This is a genomic window from Rhizobium sp. BK619 (genome assembly GCF_014195245.1).
Classification (GTDB): Bacteria; Pseudomonadota; Alphaproteobacteria; order Rhizobiales; family Rhizobiaceae; genus Rhizobium; species Rhizobium acidisoli.
The window spans coordinates 266,268-283,552 of record NZ_JACIBH010000003.1 but is presented as its reverse complement, the minus strand read 5'-3'; the positions used below and the strand labels follow the sequence as shown (position 1 = coordinate 283,552).

Annotated in this window: 16 protein-coding genes; 14 read left to right on the top strand and 2 right to left on the bottom strand. The window is 62.5% G+C overall.

Annotated elements, in window-relative coordinates; genetic code table 11:
* The first annotated feature begins 86 nt into the window (after nucleotides 1–86).
* Nucleotides 87–1,067 carry a complex I NDUFA9 subunit family protein gene (locus FHX14_RS07110; protein ID WP_184376689.1) on the top strand — a complete coding sequence of 327 codons (981 nt, stop codon included), beginning with the start codon at nucleotides 87–89 and terminating at the stop codon, nucleotides 1,065–1,067.
* Between the two features lie 282 nt (nucleotides 1,068–1,349).
* Nucleotides 1,350–1,502 (top strand): hypothetical protein, encoded by a 153-nt coding sequence (locus tag FHX14_RS07105; protein ID WP_003589084.1) that lies wholly within the window; start codon nucleotides 1,350–1,352, stop codon nucleotides 1,500–1,502.
* Between the two features lie 235 nt (nucleotides 1,503–1,737).
* Here the strand turns inward: FHX14_RS07105 and FHX14_RS07100 are convergent, their stop codons facing one another.
* Nucleotides 1,738–2,535, bottom strand: coding sequence for an undecaprenyl-diphosphate phosphatase (locus tag FHX14_RS07100; protein WP_184376688.1), 798 nt, complete (start codon nucleotides 2,533–2,535; stop codon nucleotides 1,738–1,740).
* A 229-nt stretch (nucleotides 2,536–2,764) separates the two neighbouring features.
* Here FHX14_RS07100 and FHX14_RS07095 point away from each other — a divergent pair, with 229 nt between their 5' ends.
* The 9 genes from FHX14_RS07095 to FHX14_RS07055 all read left to right on the top strand — a co-directional run bounded on the left by FHX14_RS07095 (nucleotide 2,765) and on the right by FHX14_RS07055 (nucleotide 13,156).
* Nucleotides 2,765–3,457, top strand: coding sequence for a glutathione S-transferase family protein (locus tag FHX14_RS07095; RefSeq protein ID WP_003589086.1), 693 nt, complete (start codon nucleotides 2,765–2,767; stop codon nucleotides 3,455–3,457).
* Between the two features lie 12 nt (nucleotides 3,458–3,469).
* A complete protein-coding gene (gene queG / locus FHX14_RS07090) occupies nucleotides 3,470–4,621 on the top strand; it encodes a tRNA epoxyqueuosine(34) reductase QueG (RefSeq protein ID WP_184376687.1) in 1,152 nt (383 codons plus the stop codon).
* Entirely contained in the window at nucleotides 4,621–5,490 is an 870-nt protein-coding gene (locus FHX14_RS07085) for an SDR family oxidoreductase (protein ID WP_003589088.1), read from the top strand. Before queG ends, FHX14_RS07085 begins: the two co-directional genes overlap by 1 nt.
* A gap of 405 nt (nucleotides 5,491–5,895) precedes the next feature.
* On the top strand, nucleotides 5,896–6,258 hold the full coding sequence (locus FHX14_RS07080) for a septal ring lytic transglycosylase RlpA family protein (protein WP_003570918.1): 363 nt from the start codon (nucleotides 5,896–5,898) through the stop codon (nucleotides 6,256–6,258).
* 184 nt (nucleotides 6,259–6,442) lie between these two features.
* Nucleotides 6,443–7,732: an RsmB/NOP family class I SAM-dependent RNA methyltransferase gene (locus FHX14_RS07075; RefSeq protein ID WP_184376686.1), complete on the top strand. Its 1,290-nt coding sequence runs from the start codon at nucleotides 6,443–6,445 to the stop codon at nucleotides 7,730–7,732.
* Between the two features lie 180 nt (nucleotides 7,733–7,912).
* Nucleotides 7,913–9,187: an imelysin family protein gene (locus FHX14_RS07070; RefSeq protein ID WP_184376685.1), complete on the top strand. Its 1,275-nt coding sequence runs from the start codon at nucleotides 7,913–7,915 to the stop codon at nucleotides 9,185–9,187.
* Nucleotides 9,188–9,232: 45 nt separating this feature from the next.
* Nucleotides 9,233–10,972: a di-heme oxidoredictase family protein gene (locus FHX14_RS07065; RefSeq protein ID WP_246713360.1), complete on the top strand. Its 1,740-nt coding sequence runs from the start codon at nucleotides 9,233–9,235 to the stop codon at nucleotides 10,970–10,972.
* Nucleotides 10,972–12,072 carry an imelysin family protein gene (locus FHX14_RS07060; protein WP_184376684.1) on the top strand — a complete coding sequence of 367 codons (1,101 nt, stop codon included), beginning with the start codon at nucleotides 10,972–10,974 and terminating at the stop codon, nucleotides 12,070–12,072. Before FHX14_RS07065 ends, FHX14_RS07060 begins: the two co-directional genes overlap by 1 nt.
* Nucleotides 12,073–12,076: 4 nt before the next feature.
* The gene (locus FHX14_RS07055; RefSeq protein ID WP_184376683.1) at nucleotides 12,077–13,156 is read left to right on the top strand and encodes a DUF1513 domain-containing protein; all 1,080 of its coding nucleotides are present in this window, start codon (nucleotides 12,077–12,079) and stop codon (nucleotides 13,154–13,156) included.
* Here FHX14_RS07055 and FHX14_RS07050 read toward each other — a convergent pair.
* Complete coding sequence (locus tag FHX14_RS07050) at nucleotides 13,153–14,229, bottom strand: DUF2252 family protein (protein WP_184376682.1); 1,077 nt, start codon at nucleotides 14,227–14,229, stop codon at nucleotides 13,153–13,155. The genes FHX14_RS07055 and FHX14_RS07050 overlap by 4 nt on opposite strands.
* A 243-nt stretch (nucleotides 14,230–14,472) precedes the next feature.
* On the opposite strand from FHX14_RS07050, the gene FHX14_RS07045 reads away from it, so the two are divergent.
* The 3 genes from FHX14_RS07045 to guaA all read left to right on the top strand — a co-directional run bounded on the left by FHX14_RS07045 (nucleotide 14,473) and on the right by guaA (nucleotide 17,232).
* Nucleotides 14,473–14,922 carry a PaaI family thioesterase gene (locus tag FHX14_RS07045; RefSeq protein ID WP_003544704.1) on the top strand — a complete coding sequence of 150 codons (450 nt, stop codon included), beginning with the start codon at nucleotides 14,473–14,475 and terminating at the stop codon, nucleotides 14,920–14,922.
* Nucleotides 14,919–15,557 carry a 5'-methylthioadenosine/S-adenosylhomocysteine nucleosidase gene (locus tag FHX14_RS07040; protein WP_003589098.1) on the top strand — a complete coding sequence of 213 codons (639 nt, stop codon included), beginning with the start codon at nucleotides 14,919–14,921 and terminating at the stop codon, nucleotides 15,555–15,557. The genes FHX14_RS07045 and FHX14_RS07040 overlap by 4 nt, the downstream gene beginning before the upstream one ends.
* A gap of 112 nt (nucleotides 15,558–15,669) precedes the next feature.
* Complete coding sequence (gene guaA, locus FHX14_RS07035; protein WP_184376681.1) at nucleotides 15,670–17,232, top strand: glutamine-hydrolyzing GMP synthase; 1,563 nt, start codon at nucleotides 15,670–15,672, stop codon at nucleotides 17,230–17,232.
* Nucleotides 17,233–17,285: the final 53 nt, after the last annotated feature.

Here is a 17,285-nt window from a genome sequence, read left to right as displayed (position 1 = left end):
CGGCGCGATAGGCCTTCCCGTCGCGCCGGGATTCGGCTAAGACGGAGCCGATACAGCATCCCGCCAAGCCTTTCGAGGAGCCTGCCATGACCCTTGCCAACCTGCCGCCGCTCGTCACCGTATTCGGAGGATCCGGCTTCGTGGGCAGGCACGTGGTTCGGGCGCTCGCCAAGCGCGGCTATCGCATCCGCGTCGCCGTGCGCCGTCCCGATCTCGCCGGCTTCCTGCAGCCGCTCGGCAATGTCGGCCAGATCTCCTTCGTCCAGGCAAACCTGCGCTATCGCAGCTCGATCGACCGTGCGGTCGACGGCGCGGACCATGTCGTCAACTGCGTCGGCATTCTGCACGAGACCGGCCGCAACACTTTCGACGCGGTGCAGGAATTCGGCGCGCGCGCGGTCGCTGAAGCGGCGCGCGGCGCCGGCGCCACGCTCGCCCATATTTCGGCGATCGGCGCCAATGCCAATTCCGAGTCCGGATATGGCCGCACCAAGGGCCGTGCCGAAACCGCCATCCTCTCGGTCAAGCCCGATGCGGTGATCTTCCGCCCGTCGATCGTCTTCGGCCCGGAGGACAGCTTCTTCAACAAGTTTGCCGACATGGCCCGCATGTCGCCGGTTCTGCCGCTCATCGGCGGCGGCAAGACGAAATTCCAGCCCGTCTATGTCGAGGATATCGCCGAGGCCGTCGCCCGCGCCGTCGACGGCAAGGTCGCCGGCGGCAAGGTCTATGAGCTTGGCGGGCCCGAGGTGCTGAGCTTCCGCGAATGTCTCGAGATGATGCTGAAGGTGACGAGCCGCAAGAACCCGCTGGTCTCCCTGCCCTTCGGCATTGCGTCGATGATCGGCAGCATCGCCTCGCTCATCCCCTTCATAACGCCGCCGATCACGCCGGATCAGGTGCGCATGCTCAAGCATGACAACGTCGTTTCCCGGGAAGCCGAAGCGGAAGGCCGCACGCTGAAGGGCCTCGGCATTGCGCCCACCATGGCCGCATCGGTGCTCGGCTCCTACCTCGTGCATTATCGTCCGCACGGCCAGTATACGGGCACCGGCAAGGCCGCCTGAACAATTTCGAACTACCTTGGAGGACGCCGTTCGCGCACGCCGCGGACGGCGTTTTGCTTTGCCGGCTTAAGCAAAGCCGGCGCAAGTTTGAAATGTTGTTGTGCCGCCCATCTCAGGCGCAGTTGCATAAAAGACGCATCGGAAATTTTGTGGAATTAACGCCAAATTTAGCAGGAACGTTTATTGCTATTTGCCATTCCACTGACTACCAAACCCGCGCGTCTTCCAACGGACTCAACGCTTGGGATCACGTGCGGCAATCACTGTGAAAGGCATTACTCGATGGGCAAGTCAATCGCGCTTCTGTTTGCGAGTGCGGCGCTGGTTATCCTTGCAGGCTCCTTCGTTGCGTCCGGCTCGGTCGCAGCGGTGAAGGGCGGCTGCTCGCCGGCCTACGGCGTCGATCCTTGCTCGACGGCTTCGATCAGCCATTGACGAAAGGCCGGCTTCGGTGCCGGCCATAGAAGACAAGCAGCGGGCGGAACGTCTGAAGCAGGATGTTCCCAAATGAACGCTTGTTCTTGCCGGCTTTAAAAGCAGCGGGCGCTTAATCTCTCAATATTACCTATCTGAAATATCGGCGGCTGCCGGGGATCGGCGTTTGTTCGCCAAGCCTGGCAGAGCATTGCATCCACGCGGGTTGCGCGCGAATGCAATGCCGTTGGAATTCTCAGCCGATCAGGCCGGTAGCGGCCATGCCGAGCAGCAGAACGCCGAGAATGATGCGGTAGACGGCAAACAGCGTGAACCGATTGCTTCTGATATAGGCCAGCAGCCATTTGACGGCGATGAAAGCGACGATCGTGGAAACGACGAAGGCGATGCCGAGTGCCGTCCAGTCTTCGTTTGCCGCGCCGCCGTCCTTGAAGGTCTTCAGCAATTCATAGCCGCTCGCCGCATACATGGTGGGGATGCCGACGAGAAAGGCGAATTCGGTCGCTGCGGCGCGGTTGCCGGTGCCGGCCAGCATGGCGACGAAGATCGTGGCGCCTGAGCGCGAGGTTCCCGGGAAGATGCCGGCAACGATCTGGGCGATGCCGACCAGGATGGCGACGAGCCAGGTGATCTCCTTATGGGGTGCTTTGCGCGCCGCGGCCCATTCGGCAAAGATCATCCAGATACCGCCGATGATCAGCGCCCAGGCGATCGGGGTCGCCGTCTCCGGGAGTTCGAAGCCGAGCTTCTTGACCACGAGCCCGAGGATGGCAGTGATGAGAAAAGCGACGATCAGCTTGGCGGCATAATCGCGATTCTCAGGCTCCCGCCAGCCAAGCACCAGATCCAGCAGGCGGCGCCAGTAGATGATGGTGACGGCGAGGATGGCGCCGGCCTGGATGACGATGTTGAACATGTCCGACCGGTGGCCGAGCCATTGCTCCGCAATGATCAGATGGCCGGTGCTCGAGATCGGCAGAAATTCGGTGATCCCCTCGATGACACCGAGAAGCACAGCATTGATATAGTCCATACATTGTCTCCGTTTAAAGGTCGGTCGGGCCTGACCGCTTGGGTCGATCAGGCCGCCGCTTCCATTCGTTCGCTAGACCGTATCTCGCCATTGTCAGATGGCGTAAAATCCGAGTCGCTTGTATTGGCGGGGCCAAGCTCCTATAGCTTCAACCAATGAGTCATGACTAGGGCGCTATAACTGAGCTGCCACACAGTCCTGTAACAGCAATCACAAAGCTCGAGTATCGATGCCCACGCTTTATCATCATCCCATGTCATCCGCATCTCGCTTCGTCCGGCTGATCCTGGCCGAATACGGCTATCAGGCGGATCTGATCGAGGAGCAGACATGGGAGAAGCGCCGGGATTTCCTGGCGCTCAACCCGGCCGGCACGCTGCCTGTTTATGTCGACGACAGCATGCGGGCGCTCTGCGGCGCCACCGTCATTTCCGAATATCTGGACGAGACGCACGGCGTGTTGAAGCGCGACCGGCGGCTGCTTGCCGAGGACCCGTTCCAGCGGGCGGAAATCCGCCGGCTGAGCGAGTGGTTCATGCAGAAGATGGAAAACGACGTGACCAAGCCGCTCGCCCGCGAGCGTGTCTACAAGTTGCAGATGACATCAGATCAGGGCGGCGGAGCGCCGGATTCGAAGATTTTGCGCACGGCCCGCGCGAATATCCGCCAGCATATGCGCTATCTCACCTGGCTTGCAGGCTCGCGCCAATGGCTGGCCGGCGAGCGGATGAGCTATGCCGATCTTGCCGCCGCGGCCTCGATTTCGATCCTCGATTATCTCGGCGAGATCGACTGGGCGGATGCGCCCGTCGTCAAGGACTGGTACCAGCGACTGAAATCGCGCCCCTCCTTCCGGCCGATGCTGACCGAGCGGGTGCGCGGCCTGACGCCGGTTTCGCATTATGCCGATCTGGATTTCTGACGAGGGCTCGTCATGCCCGAAGCTGATGACAAAGAGCGCCGCCGCCGCGACAATTTGACCAACTTCGTGCGGGCGGAATCCGCCGCCAAGGGCTTCGATCTCTGCCGCATCACGCGTCCGGATGCGATCCCCGAAGCGAAAGAGCGTCTCGGCCAGTTCATCGATGCCGGGCGCCATGGGACGATGGAGTGGATGGCGGAGACGCGGGAGCGGCGCGGCGATCCCCGCACCCTCTGGAGCGAGGTGCGGTCCGTGGTCGTCTTCGGCCTCAATTACGCGCCGGAGGAAGATCCGCGCGGCATTCTCGGCAAGCCCGATAAGGCGGCGATCTCAGTCTATGCCCGCAACCGCGATTACCACGACATCATCAAGGGCCGGCTGAAGGAAATCGCCACGCGGTTTGCGGCGCGGGCCAGCGCCGACGTCAAAGTCTTCGTCGATACCGCTCCTGTCATGGAAAAGCCGCTGGCGGCGGCAGCCGGGCTCGGCTGGCAGGGCAAACACACCAATCTCGTCAGCCGCACGCATGGCTCCTGGCTGTTTCTCGGCAGCATGTTCACCACGGCTGATCTTGCCGTCGATGCCGAAGAGGCCGATCATTGCGGCTCCTGCCGCGCCTGCCTCGACATCTGTCCGACGGCCGCCTTCCCGGCGCCTTACCAGATCGATGCGCGGCGCTGCATCTCCTATCTCACCATCGAGCATAAGGGACCGATCGACCCGGAGCTGCGGCCGCTGATCGGCAATCGCATCTATGGCTGCGACGACTGTCTTGCCGCCTGTCCCTGGAACAAGTTCGCAAGTGCGGCCTCCGAAATGAAGCTGAAGGCGAGGGACGATCTGCAGGAGCCGTCGATCGCCTTTCTGCTGACGCTCGACGATCCCACCTTCCGCGCCTTCTTCAGCGGCTCGCCGGTGAAGCGGATCGGCCGCGACCGCTTTATCCGCAATGTGCTGATCGCTGCCGGCAATTCCGGCGAGAAGGCTCTCATCGGCCAATGTCGCATGCTCGCCGCCGATGCCTCGCCGGTGGTGCGGGGAATGGCGGTGTGGGCGCTTTCGCGGCTGATGACGGCTGGCGAATTCTCCGCCTTTGCCTCACAAAGGGCTGGTGAGAGCGACGACGACGTATTGAACGAATGGCGGTTGGCGGGAGTGGGCTGATGCATGTGATGATTTTTGGCTGCGGTTTTTCCGGCACGGCGATCGCCAAGGCCTTCGCCAACGACGGCGTGCGCATTTCCGGCACCACGCGGTCGGTCGACAAGATGGCAGCGCTCCGCCAAAACGGCATCGAAGCCTTCCTTTTCGACGGCGAGACCGTAGACGACGACTTGCGCCGGGCTCTCGGAAGCGTCACCCACCTCGTGCAGTCGATTGCGCCCGGCAAGGGCGACCCGTTGCTGCGGCTGCTGGACGAAGACAGCGCAAGCCTGCCGTCCAGCCTCGAATGGATTGGTTATCTCTCCACCGTCGGCGTCTATGGCGATCACAAGGGCGCCTGGATCGATGAGGAAACACCCTGCGTGCCCGTCTCCGGACGCTCGAAGGAGCGGCTCGAAGCGGAAGCGGGCTGGCTGGCAATGGGTGAGGCGTGCGGCGTGCCGGCGGCGGTGCTGCGCCTTTCCGGCATTTACGGGCCGGGGCGCAATGCCTTCTGCAATTTGGACAAGGGCACGGCGCGGCGGCTGATCAAGAAGGACCAGGTGTTCAACCGTATCCGCGTCGAGGATATCGGTGCTGCGACCCGCTTCCTGTCAGAGCATGGCCTCGGCGGCATCTATAATGTCACCGACGACCGCCCCGGCCCGCCGCAGGATGTGATCGTCGAGGCAGCACGGCTGATGGGCGTCGAACCGCCGCCGGAGCAGGCTTTCGAAACCGCCGAGCTGACGCCGATGGCGCGCTCCTTCTACGGCGAGAACAAGCGGGTTTCGAATGCGAAACTCAAGGCCGCGGGCTTCCAATTCGCCTTTCCGACCTACCCGATGTCGCTTGCGCAATTGTGGCGGGACGAGCGCTGGCGCGGTTAGACAGGCCCGCTTGAGGCGACGGGGTTATCACCCGAAATGAGTAGGAAATTCCTACTTTCTGCATTTAGCAGAACAATTCTCGCCGCATATTATGGTTAACGGCCCTTGAATTTGCGCAAATGTGGCAGCAAATATGGCGAAGCTCGAAAAAATATTTCGTGATTTTTGTGAATGCTGGGAAGTTTAAAACTTCTTCGGAAAAATCATTTGAATTTTAGCTGATTTCATTGCGTTTTTTCCACATTCTGCCGCACGCGGCAAATTCTTATAATTTATCAACGGCCTCACAAATATTACATACTGTAATATTCCGTGATCGCATGCGGCACGTTTTCGCCACTTTTTCACAGATTTAAGCCCCGCCGCCTGCAAGGGTGGAGTTCAATAGTTGAGGGATACTCTGTTTTGAAGAAAATAAGCCGTTCTATTATCGCTGCCGCAACTATTGCAGCCTGCTCTTGCCTGCTTCCGGCGGAGAGTTTTGCTGGAAATGGCTGTGGCGGTGCTTCATGGTACGCACTCCACTCCAAAACTGCTTCCGGGGAACGTATGAATCCCGCCGTTTTGACTGCCGCTCATCGTTCGCTTGCCTTCGGCACCAAGGTCAAGGTCACCAACCGCAACAATGGCCGCACCGTCGTCGTTCGCATCAACGACCGTGGTCCGTTCATCCGCGGCCGGGTACTCGACCTGTCGCGCGCAGCGGCACAGAACATCGGCATGGTCAGCTCCGGCACGGCGAAGGTCTGCTACCAGGTGATCAGCTAAAGCTGACAGCCGAGGTGGTCAGCTGAGGCCAGGTCCGCCTCGCAGCAATTGGCTGCGCCGTCAGCGGCGCTTGCTCTTGCCGTCAATCGCGGGTACCACGCGGTTGAGACTTGTGAACACTCCGCCCGCGCCTGTCGTGACCATGCGGACCGATCGCACGTCATGGCAATTAGGAGATTTGTGAATGCGTCTGGGCGGCCGCCTCGAAGGGGCGATTTCTGTGCTCGCGGATATCGATGCCCGCAAGCGGCCCGTCGCCGACGCGCTGAAGGACTGGGGCCTTGCACACCGCTTCGCCGGCTCCGGCGACCGCGCCGCCATCGGCAACATCGTCTATGACGCTTTGCGCATGCGGCTCTCCCATGCCTGGCTGATGGATGACGATAGTGCCGCCGCGATTGCCCATGCCGTCATGTTTCGCCAATGGGGCTTCACACCGGACAGTCTCGCCGCCGAACTGGCGGACGACAAGTTTGCGCCAGCACCGCTTTCGGCCGATGCCGTCGCGGCCTTCGAAAGCCGCTCGCTCGACAATGCGCCACCGCATATCCGCGGCGATATTCCCGAATGGGTCCAATCCTCCTTCGAACAGGCCTTCGGCGCCGGCTGGCTGGCCGAGGCACAGGCACTTGCGGCGCGGCCGACACTCGATCTGCGCGCCAACATCTTGAAGTCCTCCCGCGACAAGGCCGTCAAGGCGCTTGAAAGAGCCGGCGCGCAGGCGGCGAAAGTCGCCCGCTACGGCATCCGGATTGCCGCCGGCGAAGGCGCCTCGCGTCTTCCCAACGTGACCGCCGAGCTTTCGTTCCAGAAAGGCTGGTTCGAAGTTCAGGACGAAGGATCGCAGATCGTCGCCGACCTGGTGCTCGCCCATGAGGGCGACCAGGTTCTCGACTATTGCGCCGGCGGTGGTGGCAAGACGCTCGCCATGGCCGCCGCCATGCAGAACAAGGGACAGGTTCACGCTTACGACGCCGACCGCAAACGGCTGGCGCCGATCATCGAGCGGCTGAAGCGGGCGGGCACACGCAATGTCCAGGTGCATGACGACGCCAAGGGCCTTTCCGGGCTTGCCGGACGCTGCGACAAGGTGCTGGTCGACGCACCCTGCACCGGCACCGGCACGTGGCGCCGCCGCCCCGATACGAAATGGCGGCTGACGCCGAAAAACCTCGACGAGCGCACTGCCCAGCAGCAGGACGCGCTGGCGCAGGCAAGCGGCTTCGTCAAACCAGGCGGTGAGCTGATCTACGTCACCTGTTCGGTGCTGCCGCAGGAGAACGAGGAACAGGTGCGCCGCTTCACGGCTGACAATCCCGATTTCCAGATCGTCAGCGCCCTGCCCGCCTGGGATGCGCTCTTCGGCAAAAACGCCCCGCGGCCGCACTCTTCCGATGGCCTGACAGTGACCCTGACGCCGGCTTCCACCGACACGGACGGCTTCTTCTTCTGCCGCATGCAGCGGAAGGGCTGACCCGCGGCGAAACGGCGCGGCGGCTGCCGATTTTCCGGGCGAATGCTCTGCAAAACGAGCGCGTTTGCAGCCCTCCTCCATCCTTAAAACCATTCCAAACTAGAGCATTTGACACAAGTTTGCTTTTGGGCGAAGAGACGGGGCCCGATTTAGACGGAAAACCCGTCACAGGAGAGGATCATGAAGCTCAATAAATTCCGCGCAGCCGTGCTGGCGATTGCCCCCGCAGCCCTGCTCGCCCTTCCCGCGCATGCCGAGACCGATGCCGCCGCCGTGGTGAAACACTATGCCGACGTGGCGCATGCCAAATACGAAGACTCGCTGACAACGGCAAAGGCGCTCGATGCCGCGATCGACGCCTTCCTGAAGACGCCTGATGACGCGACGCTGAAGTCCGCCCGGGACGCCTGGATCAAGGCGCGCGTTCCCTACCAGCAGACGGAAGTCTATCGCTTCGGCAATCCGATCGTCGACGACTGGGAAGGCAAGGTCAACGCATGGCCGCTCGATGAAGGCCTGATCGACTATGTCGATCCCTCCTACGGCACCGAGAGCGACGAAAACTCTCTCTATGTGGCCAATGTCATCGCCAACAAGACGATCAAGATCGACGGCAAGGATGTCGACGCTTCCAAGCTGACGCCGGAATTCCTCTCCGGCACGCTGGCCGAGGCCGGCGGCATCGAAGCCAATGTCGCCACCGGCTACCACGCCATCGAATTCCTGCTCTGGGGCCAGGATCTGAACGGCACGGGACCCGGCGCTGGCAACCGCCCGGCGACCGATTACGACCTGAAGAATTGCACGCACGGCAATTGCGACCGCCGCGCCGAATATCTGAAATCCGCCTCCACCCTGCTGGTGTCCGATCTGCAGGAAATGACCGACAACTGGAAGGCGGACGGGGCTGCGACGAAGAATGTCGAAGCCGACCCGAAGGCCGGCCTCGTCGCGATCCTGACGGGCATGGGTTCGCTTTCCTACGGCGAGCTTGCCGGCGAGCGCATGAAGCTCGGCCTGCTGCTGCACGATCCCGAGGAAGAGCATGATTGCTTCTCCGACAATACCTATAACTCGCATCTGAACGACGCGATCGGCATCGCCGCCGCCTATACCGGCAACTATACCCGCGTCGACGGCACCAAGCTCAGCGGCCCGTCGCTGCATGATCTGGTGGCCGCCAAGGACAAGGCGCTCGATGCCGAGATGGAAGGCAAGCTCAACAAGACGCTCGACGCGATGAATGCCATGGCAAAGCGCGGCGAGACGGTCGAGAAATACGACCAGATGATCGGTGAAGGCAACAAGGAAGGCAATGCCGTCGTCCAGGCCGCCATCGACGGACTGATCGACCAGACGAAATCGGTACAGCGCGTTATTGCCGCACTCGATCTCGGCACGGTTCAGCTTGAAGGTTCCGACAGCTTGGATAATCCTAACGCCGTCTTCAAATGAGCAAAAGGCGGGCCGCTTCGACGACGAGGCGGCCCAGACTCTGAAATGCGATTTGTTACTTCCCTCATTCCTGTGTCCTCAGGGCTTCGCCCGAGGGATGTCACAGGAAACCAGCCACGGCGCGTCGGCGCCGTGAATGACTCGGTCAAAGGGGAGTCTTTCGCACCCAAGGACTTGGGCGCACTGGATTCCTGTGACGAGCACAGGAATGAGGGAGTCGAAAGGGAAGCGCGCACCAGCACCCTTGAACTTGCCGCTCGAAAACATCGCCTGTCCATCCGCATCGCTGCCTTCGCCGCCCTTGCGGGAGCACCAGTAGCTCTCGCCGCCGGCTTCGATCTGCCGGCGAAGCGCACCGACCTTTCCGAAGCCGATCTCAAACGCGTCGCCGACGTCACCCGACCGACCAGGGATTTTTCCAAGGCCGAACAATATGAGGCGATGCAGGCGGGCGGCGCGACCTCGATCGATCCGGTCACCGAAGACAGTTTCTCGCATATTTCGGCCAACATTCCCTTCGAGGAAGAGCAGAATTTCAAGCTCGGCAATGCGCTTTTCCGCAAGCTCTGGGTTTCCTCGCCCTCTTCGACGCAGGCCTCCGATGGGCTCGGCCCTCTCTTCAATGCCCGCTCCTGCATGAGCTGTCACGTCAATGACGGCCGCGGCAAACCGCCGGAAGGGGGTCCAAGCGCCGTTTCGATGTTCCTGCGGCTTTCCCGTGCGGCCGCAACGCCGGAGGAAGAAAAGGCGATCGCGGGCGCGGATATCCTCAATTTCCCCGATCCGGTCTATGGCCATCAGCTGCAGGATCTTGCCGTTCCCGGTCTTGCCGCTGAAGGCCGGATGACGATCCGCTATGATGAAGAGACGGCGACGCTTGGCGACGGCGAAACCGTGTCGCTGCGCCGGCCGCATTATGCGGCGACCAACCTGGCCTATGGACCGCTCGATGCGACGACGACGGTCTCGGCGCGTGTCGCCCCGGCCATGATCGGCCTCGGGCTGATCGAGGCCATTCCCGCGGCGGACATTCTTGCCCATGCCGACCCTGACGATGCCAATGGCGACGGCATTTCCGGCAGGGCGGCGATCGTCCGCGACCATCGCAGCGGTGAGATCGCGCTCGGCCGCTTCGGCTGGAAGGCACAGAACGCCACGGTGCGTGACCAGAATGCCGACGCCTTTGCCAATGATATCGGCATCTCGACACCCGACCACCCGGATGCGCATGGCGACTGCACCAAGGCGGAGCAGAAATGCCTCGATATGCCGACCGGCGTGCAGAAACGGCTGGGTGATGAGGAGGCGCCAGGTCCGATTCTCGACCTCGTGACCTTCTATTCCGAAAATCTTGCCGTTCCGGCGCGCCGCAAGGCGAGCTTCCCCGAGACGCTGAAGGGCAAACGGATTTTCTATGAAAGCGGCTGCATTTCCTGCCATGTGCCGAAATTCGTCACCCGCCGGGATTCGCCCGACAAGGCGCAGTCCTTCCAGCTGATCTGGCCCTATTCCGACTTCCTTTTGCACGATATGGGCGACGGGTTAGCCGACGGGCAGCAGGTCGGTCTTGCAAGCGGACGTGAATGGCGCACGCCACCGCTATGGGGTATAGGACTGACCCGGACTGTCAGCGGACACAGCTTTTTCCTGCATGACGGCCGTGCGCGGGATCTCACCGAGGCGATCCTCTGGCACGGCGGCGAAGCAGACAAGGCCCGCAACGCTTTCTCCTCCCTGTCGAAAGACGACAGGAAGGCCCTGATTACATTCCTGGAGTCACTTTGATGCGCCTTAGGCACCCCCTGCTCTGCCTCACTCTGATCGGCCTCGCCACCTCGGCGGCCGCCCAGACCGCCGCCCCTCCGGCAGGGATGAACGAGGATGCCGTTCCCGCCGTCATGCAGCGCGCCGTCGACGAGGTGATCCGCCCCGGCTATCGCAACATGCAGCAATCGGCCGCCCGGCTGACGACGGCGATGAAGGATCTTTGCGACGGCGGCACCCAGCAGACGCTCGACAAGGCCAAGTCGGCCTTCGACGATACGATCCGCTACTGGTCGATCATCGAAATCGTCCAGACCGGGCCCGTCATCCAGGACAATCTCTTCGAGCACATTCTGTTCTACCCCGACCGCAAGGGCGTCGGCCTGAAGCAGGTGCAGGCGCTGATCGCCAAGGCCGATCCTAAGGATGCGACGGTCGATGCGATCGCCGGCAAGAGCGTGGCGCTGCAAGGCCTGACGGCGCTGGAATACGTGCTTTACGGCAACGGCTCGGACGATCTGATCAAGCAGAAGGGCGGCTTCCGCTGCCTTTACGGCGCTGCTGTCGCCGGCAATATCCAGCGTGAGGCCGGCGAAGTCGTCGCCGCCTGGGAAAAGCCGGACGGCGTGCAGGCGAGCTGGAAACATCCGGGTCCGCAGAGCAACGATTTCATGGACAATAAGGAAGCCGTGACAGCACTGCTCGGCATTCTCGTCCACGGCGCCGAGAATGTTCGCGACCAGCGGCTGGAGCAATTCTACAAGGGCAAGGACACCGCGCCGCGCCCGCGCATGGCAATCTACTGGCGTTCCAAGAATACCTGGAAATCGATGACCGCCAACATCGACGGCCTCCGCACGCTCTGGCAGAAGGCCGGCATGGCCGAGCTTCTGCCGCCGGACAAACAGGCAATCGCCGCCTCGATCGACGAAGACTTCAAATCGCTGCTCGACAGCGTGCCGAAACTCAATCCCGACATCGACGCCGCGGTCAGCGATGCGGAGAAGGCCAAGCTCGATACGCTGCTTGCCGAGAGCCGCGACCTGATCACCCGGATCAGCGACGAATATGGCGCCGCCATCGGCCTTTCGGCCGGCTTTTCCTTTTCAGACGGGGACTGAAGCGATGATGCGAACAACTGCTATCGACCGACGCGGGTTCGTCAAGGCAGCCGGACTCGGCTTCCTCGCGAGTTTGGCGCCGAAGTCGCTGATGGCCCTGGAGCGGGCCGATGCAGTTTATGCCTCGGGCATTCGGGCTGCCGACGGCTCCTTTGCCGTTGCCACCGTCACCGAGCGCGGCGAGATCATCGATCAGGTCAAGCTTCCCGCCCGGGCTCACGGCATGGCCTTCAGTACTGCCTCCGGCAGGACCGTCGCTTTCGCCCGCAGGCCCGGCACCTATGCGATGATCTTCGACCCCTGGCACAAGAGCGAGCCGATCGTCATCAGCGCCAGGGAAGACCGGCATTTCTACGGCCACGGCGCCTTTTCTCCCGATGGTCGTTTGCTCTATGCCAGCGAGAACGACTTCGACGGCAATCGCGGCATGATCGGCATCTATGACGCCAGCAACCGCTTCACCCGCATCGGCGAATTCGAGACCTACGGCATCGGCCCGCACGACATGACGGTTTCCGATGACGGACGCCTTCTGATCGTCGCCAATGGCGGCATCGAGACGCATCCGGATTTCGGCCGCACCAAGCTCAATCTCGGGGAGATGCAGCCGTCGCTGACGCTGATCGATGCGGCGACCGGAGCGCTCATCGAAAAACACCTGCTGCCGGCGCAATGGGCGGAGCTTTCCACCCGCCACGTCGATCTCGACGACAAGGGCCGCATCTGGTTTGCCTGCCAGTACGAAGGCCACCGCAAGGATTTGCCGCCGCTCGTCGGCCATTTCGCCAAGGGCGAAGAGCCTTCCTTCATCGACCTGCCGGAGCAGACGACGCGCGGGCTTGCCAATTATGTCGGAGCGATTGCCGTCAATCGCAGCGAGGGCATCGTCGGCATCACCTCGCCGAAGGGCGGCGCCTCGGTGACCCTCGACGCAAGGACGGGCAAGGTGCTGGCCGAGACGGTCATTCCGGATGCGGCCGGCATCGCGCCGGCAAAAAGCGGCTTTGCCGTCTCCTCCTATGACGGCGATTTCCTGTCGACCCGCAGCGACGTCGCCTGGGACCAGCATATCGTGCGGATCTAGCCGGCGCGCGAATAGGCTTTCTGCTCGGCGCTGATGCTCGAGGCCGCGGCCCTGGCCGCCTCATGCAGCCATTCGTTTCCCCGCGCCTTGATATCCTGGAGAATCCTTGCTGTCGCAGCTGCATCGTTGGAATGGCAATTGGCGATCTCGAAACCCATCAATTCGAGCATCGTCGGCGAAAGCAAGACTTCGGGATGCCGGTCGATTTCGATCTTGCAGCTGTTCGGCGAGAGCCGGCGCACGAGGATGCGGCCGGAAACCTGGTAGTGCGGATCGACGCACCGCGCCCGCCCATTGGCGATCTCTTCCGCATGGATCGCCAGGTCCTGTGGTCTGTGGCGAAGCGACCACGCAGACGGCAGCAGCGCCTTGGCCTCACGCAGCACCGGCCCGCCCTGCCATTCCGCATAGGCGACGAAACGCGGCCGGCCGAGGCTGCCGGTGCCGCCGCTGCGCGGCTTCGCCACGAAGGGTCCCGAGCCGGGCGGCAGTGCCGCTGCGAGCGCCTTGACATAAGCGGATGGCGGCGGCGCGCTTCCGGGAAGCAGCATCTCATATTTCTCCCAAAATTCCCGGCGTTCGGAATTCGGCAGCATCAGCGCCTTGCGCAGCCATTTGTGATCCCGCTCGAGGATGACCGGCAGTGGATTTTCAAGGCCTCTGCGATAGCCGGCGAGGATCAGCTCGCCGATCATCCGAACCGAGGGACCATCCTCGCCGCGCGCCAGGATGGCGCTTGCCGCAAGGCGAACGAGATCCAGCGCATAGGGCATCACCGCCGCATCGTCGAAATCATTGACGCCCCAGACGAGCCGGCCCTCGGGATCCCGCCAGGTGCCGAAATTCTCCAGATGCGTATCGCCGATCGCCAGCACCTCGGGGGCGCGGCCAAGTTCCGGGCAGATATCGAGGATGGTCTCGCACCAGCGCCAATAGGTGGCGCGCAGGAAGACGAAGCCGCCGCTTCGCATCTTCTCGTGCTTCTCGCGGAGATCGTCCGCGACGAGATCGGCCCCGAGTTCGCCGGCCAGCCAGGTCTCGAAATTCAGGACCGATTGCGATATCGTCGTCATGCGCCGGCGCTCCATTCTTTCGAGACAGGACGCGGAGAATACGCGCTGGGCGCGAAGCTGCAATCGTCTTTGCACCGGCCTGTGTCACTGGCTTATCACCGGCTGGCATGGCGACGAAAAGGCGAAAGGTTGCCCCGGCGACACGGCCACAGCTTTCCATCGGCGCCGAGACCGATTTCAGCAATGTGCAGCTTGTCGAATCCGGCCCGCCATGCCACTTTCCCGGCTGCAAGAGGGGCAGACATGAGCGAGACTGACAGGGGCGATTTCCGCGCGCGAATCCGCCGCAATTTTGCGCGCCAGGCGGCGATGGAGACGATCGGCGCGGAGCTGACGCGCGTCGAGCACGGCGTCGTCGAAATCGAGCTTCCCTTCGACGTCAAACTGACACAGCAGCACGGCATCCTGCATGCAGGCATCATTTCCGCAGCGCTCGATTCAGCCTGCGGCTTTGCCGCCTACAGCGTCATCGACCCGGAAGCTTCGATCCTGACGATCGAGTTCAAGGTCAATCTCATGTCGCCGGGGCGTGGCGATCGTTTCCTGTTTCGCGGGGAAATCACCAAACCCGGCTCCACCATTATCGTTGCCGACGGACGAGGCTACGCGATCAGCGACGGGCCGGCGAAACTCATCGCCTCCATGACCGGGACGATGATGGTGATCCGCGGTAGAGAAGGAATTACGGGATGAAGTTCGAGTTGAAGTCGGTCGCGGGCAAATCCATGCTGTTCGTCATGGCGGCGGAGGCCGAATACGGCCCCTTCCTGCGGTCGCGCATCGAACCCTTGATGACCGGCGTCGGCCCGGTCGAGGCGGCGGTGGCGCTGACCAAGACGCTGGCGCGGCTGGATGCCGCAGACGACCTGCCGGATCTCGTGGTTTCCCTCGGCTCGGCCGGCTCGGCGAAACTCGAGCAGACCGAAATCTATCAGGTAACCTCGGTTTCCTACCGCGACATGGACGCCTCGCCGCTCGGTTTCGAGAAGGGCCGGACGCCCTTTCTCGACCTGCCGGCGGTACTCGAGCTGCCGCTGCGCATTCCGGGGATCCCGGAAGCAAGCCTTTCCACCGGCGGCAACGTCATCTCGGGTGCGGCCTATAGCGCCATCGACGCAGACATGGTCGACATGGAGACCTTTGCGGTGCTGCGCGCCTGCCAGGGCTACAAGCTGCCGCTGATCGGCTTGCGCGGCATTTCCGACGGCGCCGTCGAACTGCAGCATATTTCCGGCTGGACCGAATATCTGCACATCGTCGACCGCAAGCTCTCCTACGGCGTCGACAGCCTGTTCACGGCGCTGGAGGACGGGGTTTTCTGGTTCTGAACCCGCGAAAGCGCCGCGCGTCAGACGCGCGGGGGACAATCGGAACAATAAAAACCCGACGCCGCCGATTTCCCGGATTGCAAGGCGAAGCGCTTTTCATTAAAGCCTCGCCATGACCCAGACAGCACATCCCGACTCCGTTCTCATCGTCGATTTCGGCAGCCAGGTGACCCAGCTCATCGCACGACGCGTGCGTGAGGCCGGCGTCTATTGCGAAATCGTCCCCTTCCAATCAGCCGAAGAGGGCTTCAGGCGCCTCCAGCCGAAGGCCGTGATCCTCTCCGGCAGCCCGGCCTCGACGGTCGACGAGGGATCGCCGCGAGCGCCGCAGATCATCTTCGACAGCGGCCTGCCGGTCTTCGGCATCTGCTATGGCCAGCAGACGATGTGCATGCAGCTCGGCGGCAAGGTCGAAAGCGGCCATCACCGCGAGTTCGGCCGCGCCTTCCTGGATGTCGACAAGGACTGCCAGCTGTTCGAGGGCCTCTGGTCTTCCGGTTCGCGCCATCAGGTCTGGATGAGCCATGGCGACCGCGTCACGGCGCTGCCTGACGGTTTCGAGGTGGTCGCCACCTCCTCCAACGCGCCCTACGCCTTCATTGCCGACGAGAAGCGCAAATATTACGGCGTGCAGTTCCACCCCGAGGTCGTGCACACGCCCGACGGCGCCAAGCTGATCGGCAACTTCATTCATAACATTGCCGGCATCAAGGGCGACTGGTCGATGTCGGCCTATCGCCAGAAGGCGGTCGACGAGATCCGCAAGCAGGTGGGCGACAAGCGCGTCATCTGCGCGCTTTCGGGCGGCGTCGACAGTTCGGTCGCCGCGCTGCTGATCCACGAGGCGGTCGGCGATCAGCTGACCTGCATCCTCGTCGACCACGGCCTGATGCGCAAGGACGAAGCGGCCAACGTCGTCGCCATGTTCCGCGAGCATTACAATCTGCATCTGCTGCATGTCGACGCTTCCGACCGTTTCATCGGCGAGCTCGAAGGCGTCAGCGACCCGGAAACCAAGCGCAAGATCATCGGCCGGCTGTTCATCGAAACCTTCGAAGACGAGGCCAAGAAACTCGGCGGCGCCGATTTCCTCGGCCAGGGCACGCTCTATCCGGACGTGATCGAGAGCGTTTCCTTCACCGGCGGCCCGTCGGTGACGATCAAGTCGCACCACAATGTCGGCGGCCTGCCGGAGCGCATGAAGATGCAGCTCGTCGAGCCGCTGCGCGAACTCTTCAAGGACGAGGTGCGCGCACTCGGCCGCGAACTCGGCCTGCCCGACAGCTTCATCGGCCGCCACCCCTTCCCGGGGCCCGGCCTTGCGATCCGCTGCCCCGGCGGCATCAGCCGCGAAAAGCTGGAAATCCTGCGCGAAGCCGACGCGATCTATCTTGACGAAATCCGCAAGGCCGGCCTCTACGACGCCATCTGGCAGGCCTTTGCCGTGCTGCTGCCCGTCCAGACCGTCGGCGTCATGGGCGACGGACGCACCTATGAATTCGTCTGCGCACTGCGCGCCGTCACCTCCGTCGACGGCATGACCGCGGATTTCTACCACTACGACATGGAATTCCTCGGCCGCGCCGCCACCCGCATCATCAACGAAGTCCGCGGCATCAACCGCGTGGTCTACGACGTTACGTCGAAGCCGCCAGGGACGATCGAGTGGGAGTGATTTTGGCCTATCCGAACGCCGCCGATATCGCGCCAAAAACTAATAACGCACTG

Excerpts from the sequence above, each read along its gene's own strand:
- FHX14_RS07050 (WP_184376682.1), bottom strand. The coding sequence starts at position 14,229 with ATGACGACGATATCGCAATCGGTCCTGAATTTCGAGACCTGGCTGGCC.
- FHX14_RS07040 (WP_003589098.1), top strand. The coding sequence starts at position 14,919 with ATGAAGTTCGAGTTGAAGTCGGTCGCGGGCAAATCCATGCTGTTCGTC.
- FHX14_RS07065 (WP_246713360.1), top strand. The coding sequence starts at position 9,233 with ATGCGATTTGTTACTTCCCTCATTCCTGTGTCCTCAGGGCTTCGCCCG.
- FHX14_RS07075 (WP_184376686.1), top strand. The coding sequence starts at position 6,443 with ATGCGTCTGGGCGGCCGCCTCGAAGGGGCGATTTCTGTGCTCGCGGAT.
- FHX14_RS07060 (WP_184376684.1), top strand. The coding sequence starts at position 10,972 with ATGCGCCTTAGGCACCCCCTGCTCTGCCTCACTCTGATCGGCCTCGCC.
- guaA (WP_184376681.1), top strand. The coding sequence starts at position 15,670 with ATGACCCAGACAGCACATCCCGACTCCGTTCTCATCGTCGATTTCGGC.
- FHX14_RS07110 (WP_184376689.1), top strand. The coding sequence starts at position 87 with ATGACCCTTGCCAACCTGCCGCCGCTCGTCACCGTATTCGGAGGATCC.
- FHX14_RS07105 (WP_003589084.1), top strand. The coding sequence starts at position 1,350 with ATGGGCAAGTCAATCGCGCTTCTGTTTGCGAGTGCGGCGCTGGTTATC.
- FHX14_RS07055 (WP_184376683.1), top strand. The coding sequence starts at position 12,077 with ATGATGCGAACAACTGCTATCGACCGACGCGGGTTCGTCAAGGCAGCC.
- queG (WP_184376687.1), top strand. The coding sequence starts at position 3,470 with ATGCCCGAAGCTGATGACAAAGAGCGCCGCCGCCGCGACAATTTGACC.
- FHX14_RS07085 (WP_003589088.1), top strand. The coding sequence starts at position 4,621 with ATGCATGTGATGATTTTTGGCTGCGGTTTTTCCGGCACGGCGATCGCC.
- FHX14_RS07045 (WP_003544704.1), top strand. The coding sequence starts at position 14,473 with ATGAGCGAGACTGACAGGGGCGATTTCCGCGCGCGAATCCGCCGCAAT.
- FHX14_RS07095 (WP_003589086.1), top strand. The coding sequence starts at position 2,765 with ATGCCCACGCTTTATCATCATCCCATGTCATCCGCATCTCGCTTCGTC.
- FHX14_RS07070 (WP_184376685.1), top strand. The coding sequence starts at position 7,913 with ATGAAGCTCAATAAATTCCGCGCAGCCGTGCTGGCGATTGCCCCCGCA.
- FHX14_RS07100 (WP_184376688.1), bottom strand. The coding sequence starts at position 2,535 with ATGGACTATATCAATGCTGTGCTTCTCGGTGTCATCGAGGGGATCACC.